The sequence below is a fragment of the Desulfurellaceae bacterium genome (assembly GCA_021296095.1).
GTDB lineage: Bacteria > Desulfobacterota > Binatia > Bin18 > Bin18 > JAAXHF01.
Genome location: JAGWBB010000068.1, coordinates 1 through 18,470, shown reverse-complemented (window position 1 = coordinate 18,470; position 18,470 = coordinate 1). Strand labels below are relative to the sequence as shown.

The window sequence follows — 18,470 nt, the reverse complement described above, 5'->3', positions numbered from 1 at the left end:
CAGGAGAAGCGTTCGCCGGCGTGCCGGTCCTGCTGTCCTGGCTGGTACCCCTGCTGGTTCTGTTCGGTGTCTTCACCTTTGTGTACAAGCTTCTGCCCAATACGCCGGTCCGCTTGCGCTCGGCGCTGCTGGGCGGGGCGGCCGCCAGCCTGCTATGGACGCTTGCCGGCGCCGGCTTTACCGTCTTCGTGGCTGAGGCACCGGACCGCATTGCCATTTATCGGAGTTTTGCCGCTGCCATCGTCTTTTTCGTGTGGCTGTACGTGAGCTGGTTTATCATTCTGGTCGGCGGCCTCGTCGCCTATGTCCACCAGCATGCCGATACGCGCTTTGCCTTGATGGCGCGCCGCCAGCAGGGCACCCTGACTCAGCTCCGGCTTGCCCTGTCAGCCCTGACGTTTTTGACCACGCCCCGCCCTGCCCGTTGGCCGACTTGGCGACCGCCCTCGGGGTGTCAGCCGCAGACCTCGAAGAGGTCGTGGAAGCCTGTCTGCGCGGCGGCTTTGTGTGCCGCACGGTCGAACCCGAGGGGCTGATCCTGGCCCGGCCGGCGGAAGATATTGGGGTAGCCGAGGTGTGCGAGGTCATCGAACGGGCCGAGGAAAGATCGGCCGAAGGGGAGACAGAAGATTGGCTGACGCAGCTCCTGGGGCAACGGGAGCAGGCTATCCGGGCCAGTCTTGACGGCGTGAGCCTGCGGTCCTTGGCCCTGAGCAGCGACACGCCAGCGCGCCGACACAACCGTTCCGCCTGAGCAAGCCGACGCCCGTCGGGTTCTCCCGGGGGGAAGCCTTTGACTGTCTCCTATCTGAGCCCTGCCGCTTTCAACTGTACCGGCGGGCTGGGCGTGTCGCCTCAATAGCGAGCCGGACCTGGGCAGCTCACTTCCCGTCTTGCGTATCTCAGCCTTCAGCCCGACCACGGGGCGTTCCCCTGCCCTCTCCCATCGGATACGCTTCACAAGTACCCGTCCGGGGTATATGAAGGCCGCTGGCCGTGCATACGCATCTACGAAGAGGGCGCTCAGCGCCGAGACGACAGTGGCTGGTCTGCCTTGTTATGGTGCTGGTCGGCGGCCTCTGCTCCCCAGTCTGCTCCCCAGTTTTGGCCCTCACCCTCGACGCCCTCGACCCCGCCCAGGAATGGCGGCTGGGTGCCCTGCACTTCTCCGACAACACCCAGCTCAGCGAGGCCGAGCTGCGGGCAGCCCTGACCACCCGGCCTCGGCCCTGGTATACGCCGTGGCGCACCCATCCAGCCTTCGATCCGATCGCTTTCGGCCTGGATTTGAAACGCCTGCTCCGCTTGTATCGGTCCCGCGGCTACTACAACACCCGGCTGGACTATGAGCTGACTCGCCAGGACAAGCGCGCCTGGGACCGTGGCACGGGCAGCCTGCTCAGCATCCGTATCCGTATCGACGAGGGGCAGCCGATTCGGGTCGGAGAGGTGGATATTCAGCTCGACGGACAGCCGCAGGACCAACCCACACCGTCCTCTGACATGCCCGAGCTGCCGGTCAAGCCAGGCGATATTTTTACCGAGGACGCCTACCGGGCGGCCGAAGCCCGGCTCACGGCATTCTTTCTGGACCGCGGCTATGGCTGGACCGAGGTCGAGCGCACGGCCGCACTGATCCTCGACCAGCGCAGCGCCGACCTGCGCTACCGTGTCACCCCCGGCCCGCCGACCGTGTTCGGTCAGACCCGGATTGAGGGCCTGGACGCCCTTGCCCCCCAGCTCCTGAAGCGCGAATTCACCTATCTGGCCGGCCAGCCGTTCTCCGTCCAGTCCCTCAACGCGACCCGTAAGAACCTTCTCGACCTGGGCCTGTTTGACTCCGTTCAGCTCGCCCCGGTACAGAAACGTGTCACCAGCCAGCCTGTCACAGGACGCCACGTTTCCTCTGTGTCCAACGGGCGGCCCCAAGTCGTCCCGCTGCGGCTGCGGGTCAAGGAAGGCCCGCCCCGGGATTTCAGGCTCGGTCTGGGCTATGGCACCGAGGATGAGTTCCGCGGCCAGGTCGAATGGCAGCACCGGAACTGGTTGGGCGGCGGACGACGCCTGTCGGCGCTGCTGAAATTCTCGTCCATCACCCGCTCCCTGGGCGTCGAACTCGTCCAGCCCCACTTCCTGACCAGGCGCTCGCGGCTGATTTTCGATCTCAGCCAGGGCCAGGAGGACGAAGAAACCTTTCTGCTCAACTACACCCGTTTCCGGTCGCGGCTCGAGCACCGCTTCTCGTCCAGCCTGTCCGGGGCTGCCGGCTACCGGCTGGAGTTTGCCCGGCTGAACAACATCTCGGCGTCAACGATTCGCGGCATCGGCGGCATCGAGCGCGAGGGGCTGCTGGCCGGGCCAATCCTGGAGCTGGCCTGGAACACAATCACCGACCGGCTGAACCCCACACACGGCGAGATGGTGGCGCTCAGCTTTGCCCAAACCAGCAGCCCGGACTACCAGTTCTACACGCTGACGACCGAGGCCAAAAAATATTATGCGCTCGGCTGGCAGACCGTGGTGGCCAGCCGCCTCAAAATCGGCCTGGCCGACGCCTTCGGCCCGATAACAAAGCTGCCCATCTCCGAACGCCTGTACGCCGGCGGCGAGAAGAGTGTGCGGGGCTACGGTCGGCGGCGCCTCGGCCCGCTGAGCCGATCCGACGACCCGCTCGGCGGCCTGAGCCTGATCGAGGGCTCGCTGGAACTCCGCCGCCCGGTGTGGAAGGCGGTCAGCGGAGCCGTGTTTGTCGATTTCGGCCAGCTTGAGACCCGGGCCCACGCTATTCCGATTGACGACGTGCAGTTTGCCGCAGGTTTTGGCCTCGGCTACACCACTCCCTTCGGCCCGATTCAGCTGCACCTGGGTTTCCCCTTTGACCCGCCCTCAGACGATGATCCCTGGCAGGTCCACTTCAGCGTGGGGCAATTTTTCTGAGGAATCTGCCGATGGCGAGCCTGTGGACAATCCTGCGTCGAAGCCTGGTGCTGATCGGGCTGCTGCTGGGCCTGGCAATAGTCGGTGGCCTGATATTCCTGCGCACCGAGCAGTTCCGCAGCCTGGCCCGCCAGCACATTCTTGACGCCCTCAACACCAGCCTGGCCGGACAGATCAGCCTTGAACGGCTGGAGGGCACGCTGTGGGGCGCGCTGGTCCTGCACCAGCTGCGGCTTGAGTACCGGGGCCGGACCCTGCTGCACATTCCCCGGCTGACCGCGCGGTATCGGCTCCTGCCTCTGCTCGACGGCCGGCTGGAGGTCTCGGCCCTCTCGCTCGTTGAGCCGCTGGTGCGCATAGCCCAGGACGACACGGGCGGGCTCGATCTGCTCGAAGCCGTCTCGCAAGGCGCTGAGGGAGAGTCCGAGAGTTCGTCCAGCCTCGGCATTGGCCTGGAAAATCTGACGATAGAGAACGGGCAGCTGTCGCTCAGCCGGGGCGACCACGCCTACCGGCTGAACGAGGTGCGGCTTGACGCGCGGCTCGATATCCTTCCCACCGAACTCGACCTCCACATCCGCCATCTGAGCCTGCACGCCCTGACCGAGGGCCTTCCGCCCCTGCGCGTCGAAGCCGCCGCGCGTTACCAGCACAGCAGCGCACGGCCCGCAGTCCAGCTGCACCGGCTCAGCCTCAGCACAGACCATTCCCGGCTGCAACTGGCCGGCCGGCTCAGCAATGTGGACGCGCCCCAGACCGATCTTGACCTGGATATGACCCTCAGCCTGGAAAAGCTCGGGCAGGCCGATATGCTCCGACTCGCCCCCGATCTGCCGCTCAGGCACGATCTGACCGGCCAGGTACAGCTCAGCGGCCGGCTGAATGACCTGCACGCGACCGGGCAACTCAAGGCGGCCGGGGCCACGCTTGGCGTCCAGGCCACGGCCGACCTCAGCCAGCAACCGCCGCGCTATCAGGGAACGCTCGGGCTGGCGCAGGTCGAGCTGAGTCGGCTGCTGGGAGACGACAGGCTGGGCGATGTCCGGGCGCTGATACACGGCAGTCTGCGCGGCCGTGGGGTCGGCACGGCCGTGGCCGGGCTTGAGGCCGAGGCCGACCTGCGGGTCGAGGGGCTACAGATCGCCGCTGTCGAGCTGGGGCTGGCCGACCAGACGGCCACGCTCGACGGAGAACTGAGCGGCGCCCTTGGCCACGCCAGCTGGCAGGGCCGGCTGGCCCTGGCTGAAACGCCCGCGTATAGCCTCAGCTTTGCCGCCGACCAACTGGACCCGGCCGCAGCCGGATACGACACACTCGGCGGCGATCTCAAGCTGCACGGCAGCCTGCACGGCACCGGCCTTGGGCTGTCGAGCATGGACGCCCGGGCAGAGCTGACGCTTCAGCCGTCCCGCCTTGGACCGGTGAGCCTCGAACACGGCCGCCTGATCGCCCGTATCGCCGGTGGACGGCTCCACGTCTCAGAGGCGGCGCTGCTCACCCCGGACGCCCGGCTGCATATCGCGGGCGAGCTGGGCACGGCCATCGACCACAGCGGCCGCTTGTCCTACTCGCTGCGGCTTGATCGGCTGGCCCCCTGGCTGACCCTGGTCGGCCGCGAGGGCTCGGGGCGACTCAGGCTGGAGGGAACGGCCGAGGGCAGTCTGGGCAATGTCCGCACCCGGGGCAAACTCAGGGCCGAGGCGGTCCGGCTGGCCGAGCTGTCGCTGGCCGCAGCCACAATCGACTTTGCCGCCGAGCGGCTGGGCCAGCCTCAGCCCCGGGCCAGCCTCAGCGTCGGGCTGAGTGATCTTCAGGCCGGACTCGGCCTGCAAACGCTCAGCGCCGAGGTGCAACTCGCTCCCGGCCCATCCGAAACCGACCAGCCGGGCCACCAGCTGCATCTCGATCTGACCGCAACCCAGACCCCTGAGCGTCGCCATCGTCTGCGGGCGCAGTTCCTGGCTCAGCCGGAGCGGATTACGGCGCAGCTCCAGGAGCTGTCCGTGGCGCTGCCGCTCGGCTCCTGGCAGCTGGCCCAACCGGCCAGGNNTCAGGCTCGACCGTTTTGTTTTGGCCAAACATGGCCAGCCGGAGCAACAGCTCATCCTGCAGGGCGGTCTGTCAACGACCGGTGTCCAAGACTTGCAGCTCCGGCTCACCAACTGTTCGCTCGACGAGTTTACGGATCTGCTGCCCCAGCAGCCGCGCCTGCACGGCACGCTGTCGGCCGAGGTCCGGATTGCCGGGACGGCCGAGGCGCCATCCATCGCTGCTAGCACAGCCGTGCGCGAGGGGCAGATTGCCGGCCAGGCGTACGCAGGTTTGAACGCCACGGTTCACTACCAGGACCGCAAAGCCCGGCTTCAACTCGCCTTTCACCAGGACGAGCAGCACACCCTGCACGCCGACGGCAGCCTGCCCGTGTCGCTCGGCTGGGCTGAGGGGTTTCGGGCTGCCGTCCTCGGTGATCTGGATGTGACTATTCGTTCGGACGGCCTCAACTTGGCCGTTCTCAACGCGTTCAGCGCCGGGGCTGCGGACGACATCGCCGGCACGCTTCAGCTCGATCTGCGCGCCACCGGTCCGGCCGACAACCCCCTGCTCAGCGGCAGCTTTGACCTGGAGGACGGCCGGGCCACAGTCAAAGCGCTGGGACTCGACGTGAGTCCGATCAGCCTCAGCGCCAGCCTCAGCCCCGGACACATCCGCATCAGCCAGCTGACGGCCAAAGCCGGCGACGGCAGCCTGAGCGGGACGGGACTCATTGCACTGACGAAATACTGGCCGCAGACCCTGGACCTGAGCTTGACGGCCGACGGCTGGCCGGTGGTATGGACCCACCAGTATCGAGTTGCGGTTGACAGCCAGCTCAGGGCCAGCGGTTCACTCACCGCCCCGCACCTCGGCGGTCACATCACTGTGCGAGAGGCTACGCTTCGCCCCGAGCTGTCGTTTCTGTCGGCTCAGCCACTGCACCACGACGAGACCATTGTCGTGCGGCCGAGTGCCGACGCGCCTGCGCTGGCCGACGAACAGACGCCCTCCCCTGACCATGCAGAGACGGGCGGCGATACCTCTCCCTCTGTTGTGGAGAATCTGAGCCTGGACGTGGCCCTGGACCTGGGTCGCGATACCCGTCTTCAGCATCAAAATGCCAACATCACTTTGGGCGGCGGGCTCAGCGTCAGCAAAAAACGGGACGAGGCGCCAGGTCTGGCCGGTGTCATTCAGTTGGCGCGCGGCTGGGCCGGCTTCCAGGGGCGGCGCTTTCTCCTGAACAGGGGCAGCGTGACTTTTGACAAAGAGACACAGCTGAATCCACGGCTGGATATCCTCGCCCAGTATGAGCATGACGACTACGTGATTGACGCGGTGGTCGGTGGCACGGCCGAAACCCCGCGTCTGGACTTGCGAAGCACGCCGCCTCTGGAGCAGGCCGATATTTTGGCGGTGTTGCTGTTCGGCAAGCCTACCAGCGCGCTGAACAAAGGCGAGGAGGTCGACCTGCAACAAGAGGCCGTGGCGCTGACCAGCGGCTATGCCGCAGCAACGCTCGGCCAATCGGTGTCCGATGCCCTCGGCCTGGACACGCTGGGGATTGACCTGAGCGACCTGGATTTTTCCGGCGGCCAGGTCGGCTTTGGACGCGCGCTGACCCGCAAAACGCGCATCTCCGCCAGCCAGAGCATCGGCGGCAAACAGGGCCAGGAGGTGGCGATTGATTACGAGATGACGCCCAACCTCGATTTACGGACAAGCGCCGACTCCAAAGGCTCCAGCAGCGCCGATATCATCTGGCGCAAGCGCTATTAGCCCGCCCTGCCGTCGCTGTCGCGCTTCCTGTGGCGCGTGATTGGAACACAACTAAGCGAAACCTTGGCGATCAAGCTCAGCAAACAGCTCTGCCAGAGACAGAGAAAATCCGGCCAGGACCGTTCCGCCGTCGAGCGTCTGTTCGGCCCCCAGCCGCGTGGATTGATTGGGCGCCGTATACACTTCGACGGTTCGCGCGACAGGATCGACGAACCAGGCCAGCCGCACACCGGCGGCGAAATACTCGTGCCGTTTACGGTCCATCTCTGCCACAGTATTGCCCTCGCTCAGCACCTCGACAACGAGATCCGGCACGAGGCCCGGGATGGGATCAGTCGGCACCCGTCGCTCGGGCAGACGCTGCCAGGAGATAAACGCCAAGTCTGGAATCCGGACCAGACCAGGGGCGAGCCGCAGCATGCCGTCGGCACCGGTCACCAACCCCAGATTGCGCGTCTTCACGAATCCCCATAATACGGCACTCAAGGCAATGGCCAGAAATGATTCCCGAAACCCCATCAGTTTCTCCACCAGTACGCCCTCGACCAGCTCGCATAACAGGCCGTGGCGCTGGCGCACATCGAGAACATCCGCTTCCGTTGCCGTCCCTGGCAGCGGGCGAAACCGCATCCGGGCCGGAGACACCCCCCCCAGTTGACCCAGCAGGTCGGCCACGGTTTCAATGCTGCTAGCTTCCACGTGAGGATGTGTCATGACGCTTGTGTCTCTGATGTAAAAACGCCGCCGAAAACCGCGCAGGATGAGCCTTGAGCTATTGCATTTCACATTGGAAAAAGCAATCAGATCGTGGAGAGAAGAGGAACAGCGCGTGAACGTGCCACTCGTCGATCTCAAAGCCCAGTATGCGAGCATCGAGGCCGACATCCGGGCCGCGATTGACCGGGTGTGCGCGTCGCAGCACTTTATCCTCGGTCCCGAGGTCAGCCGCCTCGAGGAGGAAGTCGCGGCCTTTTGCGGCGCCCGCTTCGGGGTCGGCGTCTCGTCCGGCACCGATGCCCTGCTGGCCGGCCTGATGGCGCTCGGTGTCGGAGCCGGCGACGAGGTGGTGACCACGCCGTATTCGTTTTTCGCCACCGCCGGTGTCATTGCCCGGCTCGGCGCCCGACCGGTGTTTGTTGATATCGAGCCCCAGACCTTCAATATCGACCTCAGCGCGGTCCCGGCCAGACTGGGCGCCAGGACAAAGGCCATCATCCCGGTCCATTTGTACGGTCGGTGTGTCGATCTGACGGAGATGGCGCGACTGGGAGAAACGCACGGCATTCCGATCATTGAGGATGCCGCTCAGGCGATTGGCGCCGCCGACCCCCACGGCCGGTCTGCGGGCACGGGCGGTGTGATGGGCTGCTTTTCGTTTTTTCCCAGCAAAAACCTGGGCGCCTTTGGCGACGGCGGCATGGTCGTCACCAACGATCAGGAGCTGGCCGAGCGGCTACGCAGCCTGCGAGTCCACGGCGCGACCCGCAAAGACCACTACGCCGTGGTGGGAGGGAATTTTCGGCTCGACGCCCTGCAGGCGGCCGTCCTGCGGGTCAAGCTGCCGCATGTGGCGGCCTGGACGGCCAAGCGGCGTGACAATGCCGACCGCTACCGGCGTCTGTGTCGGGCTGCAGGGCTCTCGGACTGGCTTCGCCTGCCCCAGGATACGCCCGGCCATACCTATCACCAGTTTACGGTTCGGCTGCCCGGGCGTGACCGGGTGGCCGAGGTGTTGCGGCAACGCGGGGTGGCTACCGGGGTGTATTATCCGCGTCCGCTGCACCTCCAGGAGTGCTTTGCCCCGCTCGGCTATCGGGAAGGCGATTTCCCGCAGGCCGAGGCGGCCGCCCGCGAATCGCTGGCCCTGCCCATCTATCCGGAACTGACCGAGGCGCAACAGCGCTACGTCGTGGCTGCGCTCAAAGCCGCCCGCCAGGAGTCCGACGGCTGAGTCTAGGCGGGAGACTGAAACGGAGCAGGCGTCAGTCTTCCTTCATCGGCAGAAACTCGGGAAAGGCCTCGATGCCGAGTTGATCTCTATCCTGGCCCGACTCCTCGACCTGCTGAGGGACGCGGGCGCCGAATGTCCTGTCGATGAGCCGCCAGACGAGAAACGAGCTGCCGAACACGAACACGCCGATGGTCACGACGCCGGTGAGCTGTACGAATAGGTTGCCCCCGGCCGCGATGCAGGCCGCCAGCGTCCCCCACACTCCGGCGCCCATATGGGCGGGAATAGCACCGACTTCGTCGTCGATTCTCAGACGCTCCAGCACTCTCATGCCGACCACGCACACGCCGCCGCCAATCGCGCCGATGAGAACGGCCCAGTAATGGTCCACGATATCGGGCCCGGCGGTGATCGCCACCAGGCCACCGATGGCGCCGTTGAGGGAGGCCAGCAGATCGATCCGGCCCAGAATCGGCCGCGACAGGGCAAGCGCGGTTATCAGACCGGCCGCAGCGGCGAGGTTGGTGCTGGCGATGATGTTGCTGACCATGATCGCGTCGGCCGCCCCACTGAGGGCGAGCTGCGAGCCGCCGTTGAAGCCCAGAAAGCCCAGCCAGATGATGAGAACGCCGAGCGCCACCCCCGGCACGTTATTGGGCGGCGTCGGCCTGGCGCTTCCGTCGGCGCGGAACTTGCCCCGGCGCGCCCCGACCACGAGCACGCCGGCCAGCGCCGCCCAGCCGCCGGTCGAGTGGACGATGGTCGATCCCGCAAAGTCCTTGAAGCCCATCGCTCCCAGCCAGCCGCCGCCCCAGGTCCAGGCGCCGATGGTCGGATAGATGATCGCCGTCAGTACCGCAATGAACAGGAAGAACGACCACAGCTTGACCCGTTCGGCCAGCGTGCCGGACACGATTGAGGCTGTCGAACCCACAAAGACCATCTGGAAGAACCAGTCAGCCATGGTGGCAGAGCCGCTGTCTATGACGGCGACGGCGGCGGACTCATCGCCGCCCAGCAGCGCCGTATCCGCTGCGGTGGTGCCGTAGAACAGCTCAAGCGAACCGAACCAGCCGCCCTCCTCGACGCCCACATACATGATGTTGTAGAAGGTCAGGCCGGCGATGGCATACAGGCCGATATTCTTGAGGCAGATGACCGACGCATTCCTGGTGCGCACCGAGCCAGCTTCCAGCATGGTGAAGCCGGCGCACATCCACATGACCAACGCGCCCCAGATGAGAAAAGAAAAACTGTTCAGGACGAACTGGGTCTCGCCATCCATGGCCGCCAGCGCCACCCGAGGCGCAAGCAGTGTGGCGACCGCCAATCCAGGCCAGACCGCCGCACACCGGGCAGTCCCCGGCGGCAGGCTGCGCCGCATCGCCCTAGCCCACCAGCCTGGTCAGGATCCGCTCGTACTCCGCATTATCCGCCGCCTCAACGCTGACGGTGTGCACGTCAACCCCGCAGGCTTCCTGCGCCTGCATGCGGTCGAGACATGCCTCAACCGGACCGGCGCAGAAGGTTTCATCGACCAGCTCGTTGGTGACCGCTTCGGCTGCGGCCCGCGAGCCGTTCTGCCAGGCGCGCTTGACCTGCTCCACGGTATCGGCATGGCCCAGCCGGGTCAGCTGGGCGGCGTAGTACACCCCCATCCGGCCGATATAGAAGGCTGCGGTGCCGGCGTGGGCGGCGCGCGCGCGCTCGACATGGGGGGTGACGGCCACCGTGCTCGGCGCGCGGACCGAGACGGCGTTGGCGGACCGGCCGGCAGCCACGCTCATGCTGCGCACGGCGTCGATTTCGGCCTTGAGCTGTTTCATCGGCAGCCAGATCGGCAACCAGCCGTCGGCCAGCTCGGCGGTCAGCTTGAGGCTTTTGGCGTTCAGCGTCGCCAGGTAGATGGGAATCTGATCCCGCACCGGTTGAAAGCGCAGGGTAAAGCCGCGCTGGAGATTGAACAGCTTGCCCTGGTAGTTGAGCTTGTCACCCTTCATCAGGGTGTTGATGATCTCGATGTACTCCTTGAGCCGGGTGCGCGGGGGCTCGAACGGAACGCCGTGGAAGTGCTCAATGACCTGTGCCCCGCTGGTCCCCAGACCGATAATCATCCGCCCGCCGGACAGCTCGTCGAGGGTCGCAAAATGCTGGGCCAGGGCGGCCGGGGTACGGGAGTAGATGTTCACAATCCCGGTGCCGAGCCGAATGTGGGTGGTTTCATAGGCCAGGAGCGACAGGATGGTAAAGGCGTCCCGACCCCAGGCCTCGGGAATCCAGACCGAGTGGACGCCGGCCGCGTCGGCAATTTTCACCCGTTCAACAATCGCGGCGTAGTCAATACTGCCCTGCCAATCAATACCAACCGAAATTTTATGTGCCATTGTTCCTCCTTCGCTCGGGCGGACTGTAGCATAAGCCGGGCAGGGGAACGAGCCGAGTTGGCTTCGGCTTGACAATCCGCTGGCCGTGGACCACAAGGATTGCATGAATATCGAAGCACTCGCCCAACGGCTGCAAGTCCTCGAAGATATCGAAGCCATCAAACGTCTCAAAGCCCGCTACTGCGCTTTTTGTGACGACGGCTACAACCCGGACGGCATCGCCAGCCTGTTTGTCGAAGACGGGGTGTGGGACGGGGGGGATACGTTCGGTACGTGCGAGGGCCAGGCGGCGATTCGGAAGTTTTTCACCGGCGCCCCAAAACAGCTGCCCTTCGCCCTCCACTATGTCATGAACCCGCGCATTGAGGTGCACGGCGACACGGCCACCGGCCACTGGTATCTGTTCCAGGCTTGTAGCTATGCCAAGAACAACCAGGCGGTATGGGGGGCGGCCACCTATACCGAAGCCTATGTGCGGGTGGACGGCGAGTGGAAGTTTCAGCGCCTCAGCGTCGCGCCCAGCTTTTGGACGCCGTATGAGCAGGGCTGGGAGAAGAAGCCGTTTGTCTAGGGCTGCGCCTCACAGCTGGCCGCTGACCGTATAATAGCCCCGCACCGGCGGAGCCTGAAAAAACGCGGCCAGGGTCTGGGCCGCGCGCGGAAAAAACGCGCCCGGCTCGTCGGCCGCCCGCATCGCCTCGGCCGAGGTCCACAGACTCAGCCCGAGCCCGCTTCCGGCCTGGCGGTCGGCAAACCAGAACACCCCTTGAAAGCCGGGCTGTTGTTTCAGCTCGGGCAGCAGCACGTCAGTATACACCTCCAGCGCCTGGTCAAGCGTGTCGCCGGCTATCGGCAGGCTGAGCGTCCGCGCCGCCCGTCCGCCCAGGGCGTGGCCGGCCTGCACACACACCTCGTACAGGTCGGGCGTCGGCGGCTGCCTCAGAAAGGGCAGCAGCATGGCCGATACGATACGTTGGCTGTGCGGCTGGGAGCGGCGCAGATCGTCCCGCTGCTCCCACAGCGAAACCAGCAGGCCGCGCGGCGAGTCGGCATCGGTCAACACCAGCCCGCCGCCAAACCCGCGCCGCTGGAGCAGGTCGGGCACGGCGCTTTTGCGATACACGGTCAAAAAGTCGTCGAGACAGTCCGGCTTGAACTGGAGCGGAATCACACGCGCGTACATGGCTTACACCAGCTCCTGCAAATCGCCCAGCAAGCCCCGGACGACGCCAAACCCCCGGTCCCAGAACTCCGGGCGGTTGATATCCACGCCGAGCTGAGCCAGAGCGTGTTCGGGGCGCTCGGAGCCGCCGCTCTGGAGCAGCCGCACATAAGCCGGCATGAAGGCCGGCCCCTCGTCAAGATAGCGCTGGAACAGGGCCAGGGTCAGCAGCTCGCCAAACGGGTAGGCGTAGCAGTAAAAGCGGCTGTGGATGAAATGCGGGATGTATGACCAGCCCCAGCGGTAGACCGGCGGCAGCTCGACGCTGTCGGCGAACAATTTCTCCTGCTCCTGACACCACAGCCGGCCGAGATCCTCGGCGCTGAGCACGCCCCCTCGGCGCTGGGCGTGGGCCGCCATCTCAAAGCGGGTCAGCGCGGTCTGGCGAAACACCGTGCCGTACATATCCTCGAGCGTGTCGCACAGGATGGCCCGCCGCGCCGCCGGGTCGTCGGCCTGGTTCAGCAGGTGGCGGGTCAACGCCATCTCGGCAAACACCGAGGCGGTCTCGGCCAGCACCAGCGGCGCGTCGTAGTTGAGCAGGCTCTGGTCGCGGGCCAGGCAGTAGTGAATCCCGTGGCCCAACTCGTGGGCCACAGTCGCCACGTCGCGTCCCGTCCCGGTGTAACTGCACAGAATATAGGGGTGGTGGTGGGGCGACAGGGCGGCGCAAAACGCCCCGCCGCGCTTACCGGCCCGCACCTCGGCGTCAATCCAGCGCTGCTGAAAAAAATCCGCCGCCAGAGCCGCGAACTGCTCGTCCAGCTGCCCAAAGGCGGTCACAATCAGTTCCTGGGCGGTGGAAAACGGAATGCGCTCGGCCGTGGTGTCAAGCGGAGCGTACACGTCCGTATAGCTCAGGCGCTCCAGGCCCAGCAGGCGCGCCTTGAGCCGGAAGTAGTCCTGGATCAGCGGATAGTGTCGCTCGACCGCCCCCAGCATGGCTTCGACCGTGGTCGGCGCGATCTCGTTGGCCAGATGGGTCGGGGCGGTCACATCGTCATAGCGGCGGAGGTCACACTCAATCCGGTGGTCGAGCAAGAGGGTATTAAAAATCGAGGTCAGCACCAGACCGTGCTCGGCATAGGTCTCCAGGAAGGCCGTCAGGGCGCGGCGACGGATTGCCGCGTCCGGGTTGCGCAGCAGGGCCATGACTTCTCCGTCGGTCAGCTCCTGGCGCTCGCCGTCAAGCTCCAGGCAAAAACGCAGCGAGCCGCTGAGTTCACCAAACAGCTGGACAAAGGCGCTCTGGCCGGACAGCTTTGTCTGATTCAGCAGCTGCTCTTCTTTTTCGCTCAGGGTATGCGGCCTGAAGCGCCGCACGGCTTCGAGGTAGTGGCGATAGGCGGCCAGCTCCGGGCTGGCCAGCAGCCGCTCCAGCTGCCCGGCATCAAGGGCGATCAGCTCAAGGCTGAAAAAAACGTGCACATTGCCGGTCTCGGTGGCCGCCTCGCGCGTGCGCTGGACCAGCCGCTGGGCGGCCTGATTCTGGGTATCGGCGGCAAACAGCAGGGAGGCGTAGAACGACGGACGGGACTCGAGCGCCAAGAGCGCCTCGTACTCGGCCAGGGCTGCGGCCAGGCCGGGTCCGTCGAGTGTGGCGATTTTGCCCCGATAGGAGTCGGCAAATACCTCGGCCCGGCGTCGGGCGTCGGCCAGGTCGGCCTCCAGCTGCGGATCGTCCGGGCCGTGGTACAAGTCGTCCAGATTCCAGCCGATCCCCTCGGCGTGTTGTTCGCTACGCGCCACTGCGGTATGCCTCCTGCCGGCCACTGTTCCAGCCCACGGCCGACTTGTAAAGGCTGGGCGTCGCTTGACTTTCACCGACAGGTGGCCGACAAGAGGGCAGGAGGGAAAACGTATGAAAACCACAGGCGTTTCACACATTGCGGTCGGCGTCCGAGACATGGACAAATCCCTGGCTTTTTACCGCGATCTGCTGGGTTTTGAGGTCATGCGAGACGAAATCCAGCCCACCCAGGGTACGGTGCTGCCGGCCCTGTACAAAGACCCCCACGACCAGCGTCGGGTGGCCACCCTGTACTGGAAACGCGGCAAAGGCGAGGCGTTTCTGGTCCTGTCGGAGCACTCCGATAAGCCGGTCAGCGGCGAGCCGATCAAGCTCGACCAGATCGGTGTCCACCATTTTGCGTTTTGGGTCGAAAACCTGCCGGGCGTGTATGAGGAACTCAAAGCCAAAGGCGCCGAGTTTGTGGTAGCGCCCAGCAAGGCCAAGACGGCCGACGGCGTTTTTCACAGCGCCTTCCTGTGCGACCCGGACGGCATTCTGGTCCAGCTCGACGAGCTGGTGGAAGAATGAGCCATGACTGAGCCCTACGCCCTGTCGATCATCGCTGCTGCGGAGCAGATGCGCACCGGCCGGCTCTCACCGGTTGAACTGGTCCGCTCGTGTCTTGAGCGTATTGAGCGGCTGGAGCCGCAGCTTCGGGCCTGGGTCACGCTCGACGCCGGGCCGGCCCTGGCCGAGGCCGAGGCGTGCCACGCCGCCATCCGGCAGGGCCACTACCGGGGGCTGTTGCACGGCATCCCAATCGGCCTGAAAGACATTTTCTTTACCGCCGGGGTGAAAACGACCATGGGCTCGCCGATCTATGCCGACTTTGTGCCGGACTATGACGCCACCAGCGTCAGTCGGCTGAAGGAGGCCGGGGCGATCATGCTGGGCAAGGCCCACACCACCGAGTTTGCCGTGCTGACCCCGGCCCCGACGCGCAACCCGTGGAACCCGGAGCACACCCCCGGCGGCTCAAGCAGCGGGTCGGCCGCTGCGGTCGCCGCCGGCATGTGTCCCGGAGCGCTCGGCTCGCAGACCTATGGTTCGACGATTCGACCGGCCGCCTACTGTGGCTGTGTGGGTCTCAAACCGAGCTATGGCCGGATCAGTGCCTACGGGGTGTATCCGGTCGCCTGGAGTCTGGATCATGTCGGGATTTTCAGCCGCAGCGTTGCCGACGCGGCCGCCCTGCTCCAGACCCTGGCCGGCGACGACCCGCACGACCCGGCGTGTTCCAGCGCTGCGGTGCCGGACTACAGCCAGGCCCTGACCGAGCCCCAGCCGCCACGGCTGGGCATTATCCGCGAGTTTTTTCTGGAACGGGCCACTCCCGAAACCCGCCGCCACCTCGAAAGCGTGGCCCAGCGACTGGCCCGGGCCGGAGCGCAGATTGAAGAAGTAGCGATGCCGGCCAGCTTCACAGGCGCGCCCGAGGCGGCTTTTCAGATGCTGTACGCCGAGGCCGCAGCCGCCCACCGCGAGGTGTACGCCGAGCACAAGGCTCGCTACAGCCCCCAGATGCGGGACATCATTGAAAAAGGCTTGGCGCTGTCAGCCGTGGACTACGCCGAAACCCGCCGCCACCAGCAGCGCTTTCGCCATGACCTGAACGCCGTGTGCCAAACGGTCGATGCCGTGCTCGCCCCCTCGACCCCGGCCCCGGCGCCCCACGGCCTGGACTCGACCGGGGACCCGGCCTTCAACGGCCCGGCCAGCTTCAGCGGACTGCCCAGCCTGGGTCTGCCCTCGGGGCTGAGTGCCGCCGGCCTGCCGTTCGGTATGCAGCTGATGGCGGGCGCATTTGCCGAGGACAGACTGCTCGGTGTTGGCGGGTGGTGCGAGCAGGTGGTGGGCTTTGACCGGCGACCACCAGAGGCCTGATCGCCACGCCACCCAGGCAAGGAGCTGTTGCCGGTGACCCAAGCCAGGCAGGAATACGACCCTATCGCCAGCGCCTATCAAGACTCCAAGCAGCTGTCGTTTCGGAAGTATGTGGAAGAGTACACTCTGTTTGAGATATTGGGAGATATTCGGGGCAAAGACATAGTGGATCTGGCCTGTGGTGAGGGGTTCTACACGCGGAAAATCAAACAGGCCGGGGCCGCACAGGTCACCGGGGTGGACATTTCCGGAGCAATGGTCCGGCTGGCCGAAGAACAGGAGCGGCGCCAGCCGCTGGGCTGCAAGTATGTGCATCAGGATGTGGCGACACTCCGCATGGCTCAGGCCGCCGATATTGTCGTGGCCATGTATCTGCTGAATTATGCCCAGACCAGAGAGCAGCTCTTCCGCTTTTGTCAGGTCGTCGCCGATACCTTGCGGCCGGGGGGACAGTTTACCGGCTTCAACGACAATATTCGGAACCCGGCTCGGGGAACCGTGTCGTTTGCCAACGAGCGCCTATCCGCCCCAGGAGGGGGACGCGATTGTGTACCGGTTTACAAACGAGGATGGGCGGCAGTTTGAATTCAACAACTTCTTTCTGAAACCGGAAACCTATCAGGCGGCTTTTGAACAGGCCGGCTTTGTGAATTTTCGATGGGTCACCTTGCTCCATCCCTCCCAGCGAGACACCCCCTTCTGGGACGACTTCATGTCGAACCTGCCCCTGGCCGGATTTGTGGCCAGCAAAGAATAGGCGGGCTGTTCAGCGCTATCAGACCCCGAAAAATTGGGCCGTCGTCTTTTATTCCTGGACGGTCACATCCTGTGTCCAGCCCTGTTCGCTGACAATCCTTTCAATGCTGTTTTCCAGATAGACAAAAGCTGACAGCGACCGCAGGGGAGTAAAATCTTCAATAAATTCGGAGATGCGCTGCGCACTTTCAGTTACCCGAAAACGCTTCCGCCGACTGCCGCTTAAACCACTCGCCTCTTTCAGGCAATCGTACAACACGCTTTTCGGGTCTGACACGTGCTCCAATGCCTCTACGGAAGGGAGATCTAATGCTTCTCGCCCGTTCGGATTTCCTGCCGCTCTGCGCACGGCACGCTCATCAATCAGCAGCCAGGCTTCCGTCATGCGAATAGGGATGACACACACCGCGGGCATGACCTTCCATTGCCCGGCCTCTTCAAGACCCTGGTGTATTTCATCAATGCGTTTTTGTAAGGACTGATCACCTGGAATCAGATCGAGACTAGTTTGAAACCGGTCGGGTAATATTATGGGCGCCTGGGGTAGATAGCGGAGGTCGGCCCACGTCGCTTGAACAGGGCAGGCAACGTGCCGCTTCAGCGTCCAGGAAAGAATGGGTAAAAGCGCTGTGTCTGAACTCCCATCGGTCAGCAGAGTATAGCGCAGCTCCCTCATGCCTTGATTCCGGGAAGGGGAAGATACGGCTGCATATCCGGTCGATCTATCACGCGGCGGCTTTTCGGATTCGGGGGCTGCCCGTTTTCCAACAGCGGTGGATTCAGGTAGACGAGGAGTTTGCCCTTTGGCACGATGCTTGTCCTCGCCTGGTCCTTTGTGCGCCACGTGGCGGGAAGACAGCTGAAACAGACCCGCTTAAAATCATGTCCATCACGACGGTCTTCTTTCAATTCTGCGACTAACAGGCTGTCGTCATCGACTTGGCTCACAACCGCAGGCGAATGCGTATTCACAATAACCTGGCGGAGGGGATTATCGAATCCAATGGGTTCCTCTACATCGGTTGCAATATCGCGCAGCAGGTTGAGCATCGCTGGAATACGCCCAGGATGAATCCCGTTTTCCGGCTCCTCCAGACATAAGAGTTGCTGCCCTTCGGGAGCACGCTCAAACACGGCCAGCGCAAGAAAACGGAGGGTTCCGTCTGACAGGACGCGAGCGGGTAGAGCCGTGCCCTGCCGATCTTTGATGTAGAGAGTGAGCAGTTCTCGCCTCTCATCATGCTCAATCCAGAGGTCGTGGACATCGTCAATCAGGCCTGCTAGTCGATTCGCTATTTGGCTGTAGACCCGTGCCGCCGGCTTGTCTGCTATCTTTCCATTTGTCTCCGTCGGTGTTTTTGCGAGACGATAGAGGGTCGCCGGCAAATGCGCGCCATTAGGCCCCAGGTGGGTAGGAGCCGTCAGCTCGTCCGGCTGACGCAACATAGAGGGTTCAAGCTGTAATAGACACCAGGACTGCATTTCCCTTCGGGCAAGCAGCGCGGTCGGATTTTCTGCCGCATTGGCGGCCGACAGCACAGTTCGTGGCAGGTCGGTTGCGGACCGGGCAAACGGTCTGCCACCCCCCCCTCGGTCTTGATGCAACCTGATGGCCCGCCCGTCCACCCGTTCTTCAGTCGAGATAAAGGGACCGCCCCTCCGCTGTCCGCGTACAGCAGATTTTCGCCAGGGAGTAAACTTGTGAGGAAATAAGATATGTCTGCTGGCTTC

17 protein-coding genes are annotated in these 18,470 nt (G+C 64.5%); 10 read left to right on the top strand and 7 right to left on the bottom strand.

Annotation, left to right across the window (positions count from 1 at the left end; genetic code table 11):
- From J4F42_15735 to J4F42_15720, 4 genes are all read left to right on the top strand, one after another.
- A partial coding sequence (locus tag J4F42_15735; GenBank protein ID MCE2486965.1) for a YihY/virulence factor BrkB family protein occupies positions 1-536 on the top strand: 536 nt, incomplete at its 5' end.
- On the top strand, positions 479-754 hold the full coding sequence (locus tag J4F42_15730) for a hypothetical protein (protein MCE2486964.1): 276 nt from the start codon (positions 479-481) through the stop codon (positions 752-754). The genes J4F42_15735 and J4F42_15730, both read left to right, overlap by 58 nt.
- Before the next feature lie 350 nt (positions 755-1,104).
- A complete protein-coding gene (locus J4F42_15725; protein ID MCE2486963.1) occupies positions 1,105-2,937 on the top strand; it encodes a BamA/TamA family outer membrane protein in 1,833 nt (610 codons plus the stop codon).
- Between the two features lie 2,050 nt (positions 2,938-4,987).
- On the top strand, positions 4,988-6,750 hold a 1,763-nt coding region (locus J4F42_15720), incomplete at its 5' end, for a translocation/assembly module TamB (protein MCE2486962.1).
- A 51-nt stretch (positions 6,751-6,801) separates the two neighbouring features.
- Here J4F42_15720 and J4F42_15715 read toward each other — a convergent pair.
- Positions 6,802-7,449, bottom strand: a complete 648-nt coding sequence (locus J4F42_15715; protein MCE2486961.1) for a Uma2 family endonuclease — start codon at positions 7,447-7,449, stop codon at positions 6,802-6,804.
- Between the two features lie 130 nt (positions 7,450-7,579).
- Here J4F42_15715 and J4F42_15710 point away from each other — a divergent pair, with 130 nt between their 5' ends.
- On the top strand, positions 7,580-8,701 hold the full coding sequence (locus J4F42_15710; GenBank protein MCE2486960.1) for a DegT/DnrJ/EryC1/StrS family aminotransferase: 1,122 nt from the start codon (positions 7,580-7,582) through the stop codon (positions 8,699-8,701).
- A gap of 31 nt (positions 8,702-8,732) precedes the next feature.
- On the opposite strand, the gene J4F42_15705 is transcribed toward J4F42_15710, so the two are convergent.
- Positions 8,733-10,085: a hypothetical protein gene (locus J4F42_15705; GenBank protein ID MCE2486959.1), complete on the bottom strand. Its 1,353-nt coding sequence runs from the start codon at positions 10,083-10,085 to the stop codon at positions 8,733-8,735.
- A gap of 4 nt (positions 10,086-10,089) precedes the next feature.
- On the bottom strand, positions 10,090-11,085 hold the full coding sequence (locus tag J4F42_15700; protein MCE2486958.1) for an LLM class flavin-dependent oxidoreductase: 996 nt from the start codon (positions 11,083-11,085) through the stop codon (positions 10,090-10,092).
- A 103-nt stretch (positions 11,086-11,188) separates the two neighbouring features.
- Between J4F42_15700 and J4F42_15695 the strand changes: the two genes are divergently transcribed.
- Positions 11,189-11,656 carry a nuclear transport factor 2 family protein gene (locus tag J4F42_15695; protein ID MCE2486957.1) on the top strand — a complete coding sequence of 156 codons (468 nt, stop codon included), beginning with the start codon at positions 11,189-11,191 and terminating at the stop codon, positions 11,654-11,656.
- A 9-nt stretch (positions 11,657-11,665) separates the two neighbouring features.
- Here J4F42_15695 and J4F42_15690 read toward each other — a convergent pair whose 3' ends face one another.
- Together J4F42_15690 and J4F42_15685 are read right to left on the bottom strand one after the other, a co-directional pair.
- Positions 11,666-12,268, bottom strand: coding sequence for a hypothetical protein (locus tag J4F42_15690; GenBank protein MCE2486956.1), 603 nt, complete (start codon positions 12,266-12,268; stop codon positions 11,666-11,668).
- A gap of 3 nt (positions 12,269-12,271) precedes the next feature.
- Complete coding sequence (locus tag J4F42_15685; GenBank protein MCE2486955.1) at positions 12,272-14,056, bottom strand: M3 family oligoendopeptidase; 1,785 nt, start codon at positions 14,054-14,056, stop codon at positions 12,272-12,274.
- Between the two features lie 112 nt (positions 14,057-14,168).
- Between J4F42_15685 and J4F42_15680 the strand changes: the two genes are divergently transcribed.
- The 4 genes from J4F42_15680 to J4F42_15665 are packed head-to-tail and all read left to right on the top strand — an operon-like array spanning position 14,169 to position 16,740.
- Positions 14,169-14,627, top strand: coding sequence for a VOC family protein (locus J4F42_15680; protein ID MCE2486954.1), 459 nt, complete (start codon positions 14,169-14,171; stop codon positions 14,625-14,627).
- Positions 14,628-14,630: 3 nt separating this feature from the next.
- The gene (locus J4F42_15675) at positions 14,631-15,983 is read left to right on the top strand and encodes an amidase (protein ID MCE2486953.1); all 1,353 of its coding nucleotides are present in this window, start codon (positions 14,631-14,633) and stop codon (positions 15,981-15,983) included.
- A gap of 33 nt (positions 15,984-16,016) precedes the next feature.
- Positions 16,017-16,568, top strand: coding sequence for a class I SAM-dependent methyltransferase (locus J4F42_15670; protein MCE2486952.1), 552 nt, complete (start codon positions 16,017-16,019; stop codon positions 16,566-16,568).
- Positions 16,531-16,740, top strand: a complete 210-nt coding sequence (locus tag J4F42_15665; GenBank protein MCE2486951.1) for a hypothetical protein — start codon at positions 16,531-16,533, stop codon at positions 16,738-16,740. Before J4F42_15670 ends, J4F42_15665 begins: the two co-directional genes overlap by 38 nt.
- Positions 16,741-16,788: 48 nt before the next feature.
- Here the strand turns inward: J4F42_15665 and J4F42_15660 are convergent, their stop codons facing one another.
- Positions 16,789-17,415: a hypothetical protein gene (locus tag J4F42_15660; protein ID MCE2486950.1), complete on the bottom strand. Its 627-nt coding sequence runs from the start codon at positions 17,413-17,415 to the stop codon at positions 16,789-16,791.
- Positions 17,412-18,470, bottom strand: a 1,059-nt coding sequence (locus tag J4F42_15655; GenBank protein MCE2486949.1) for an AAA family ATPase, incomplete at its 5' end; no start/stop codon positions are given. The genes J4F42_15655 and J4F42_15660, both read right to left, overlap by 4 nt.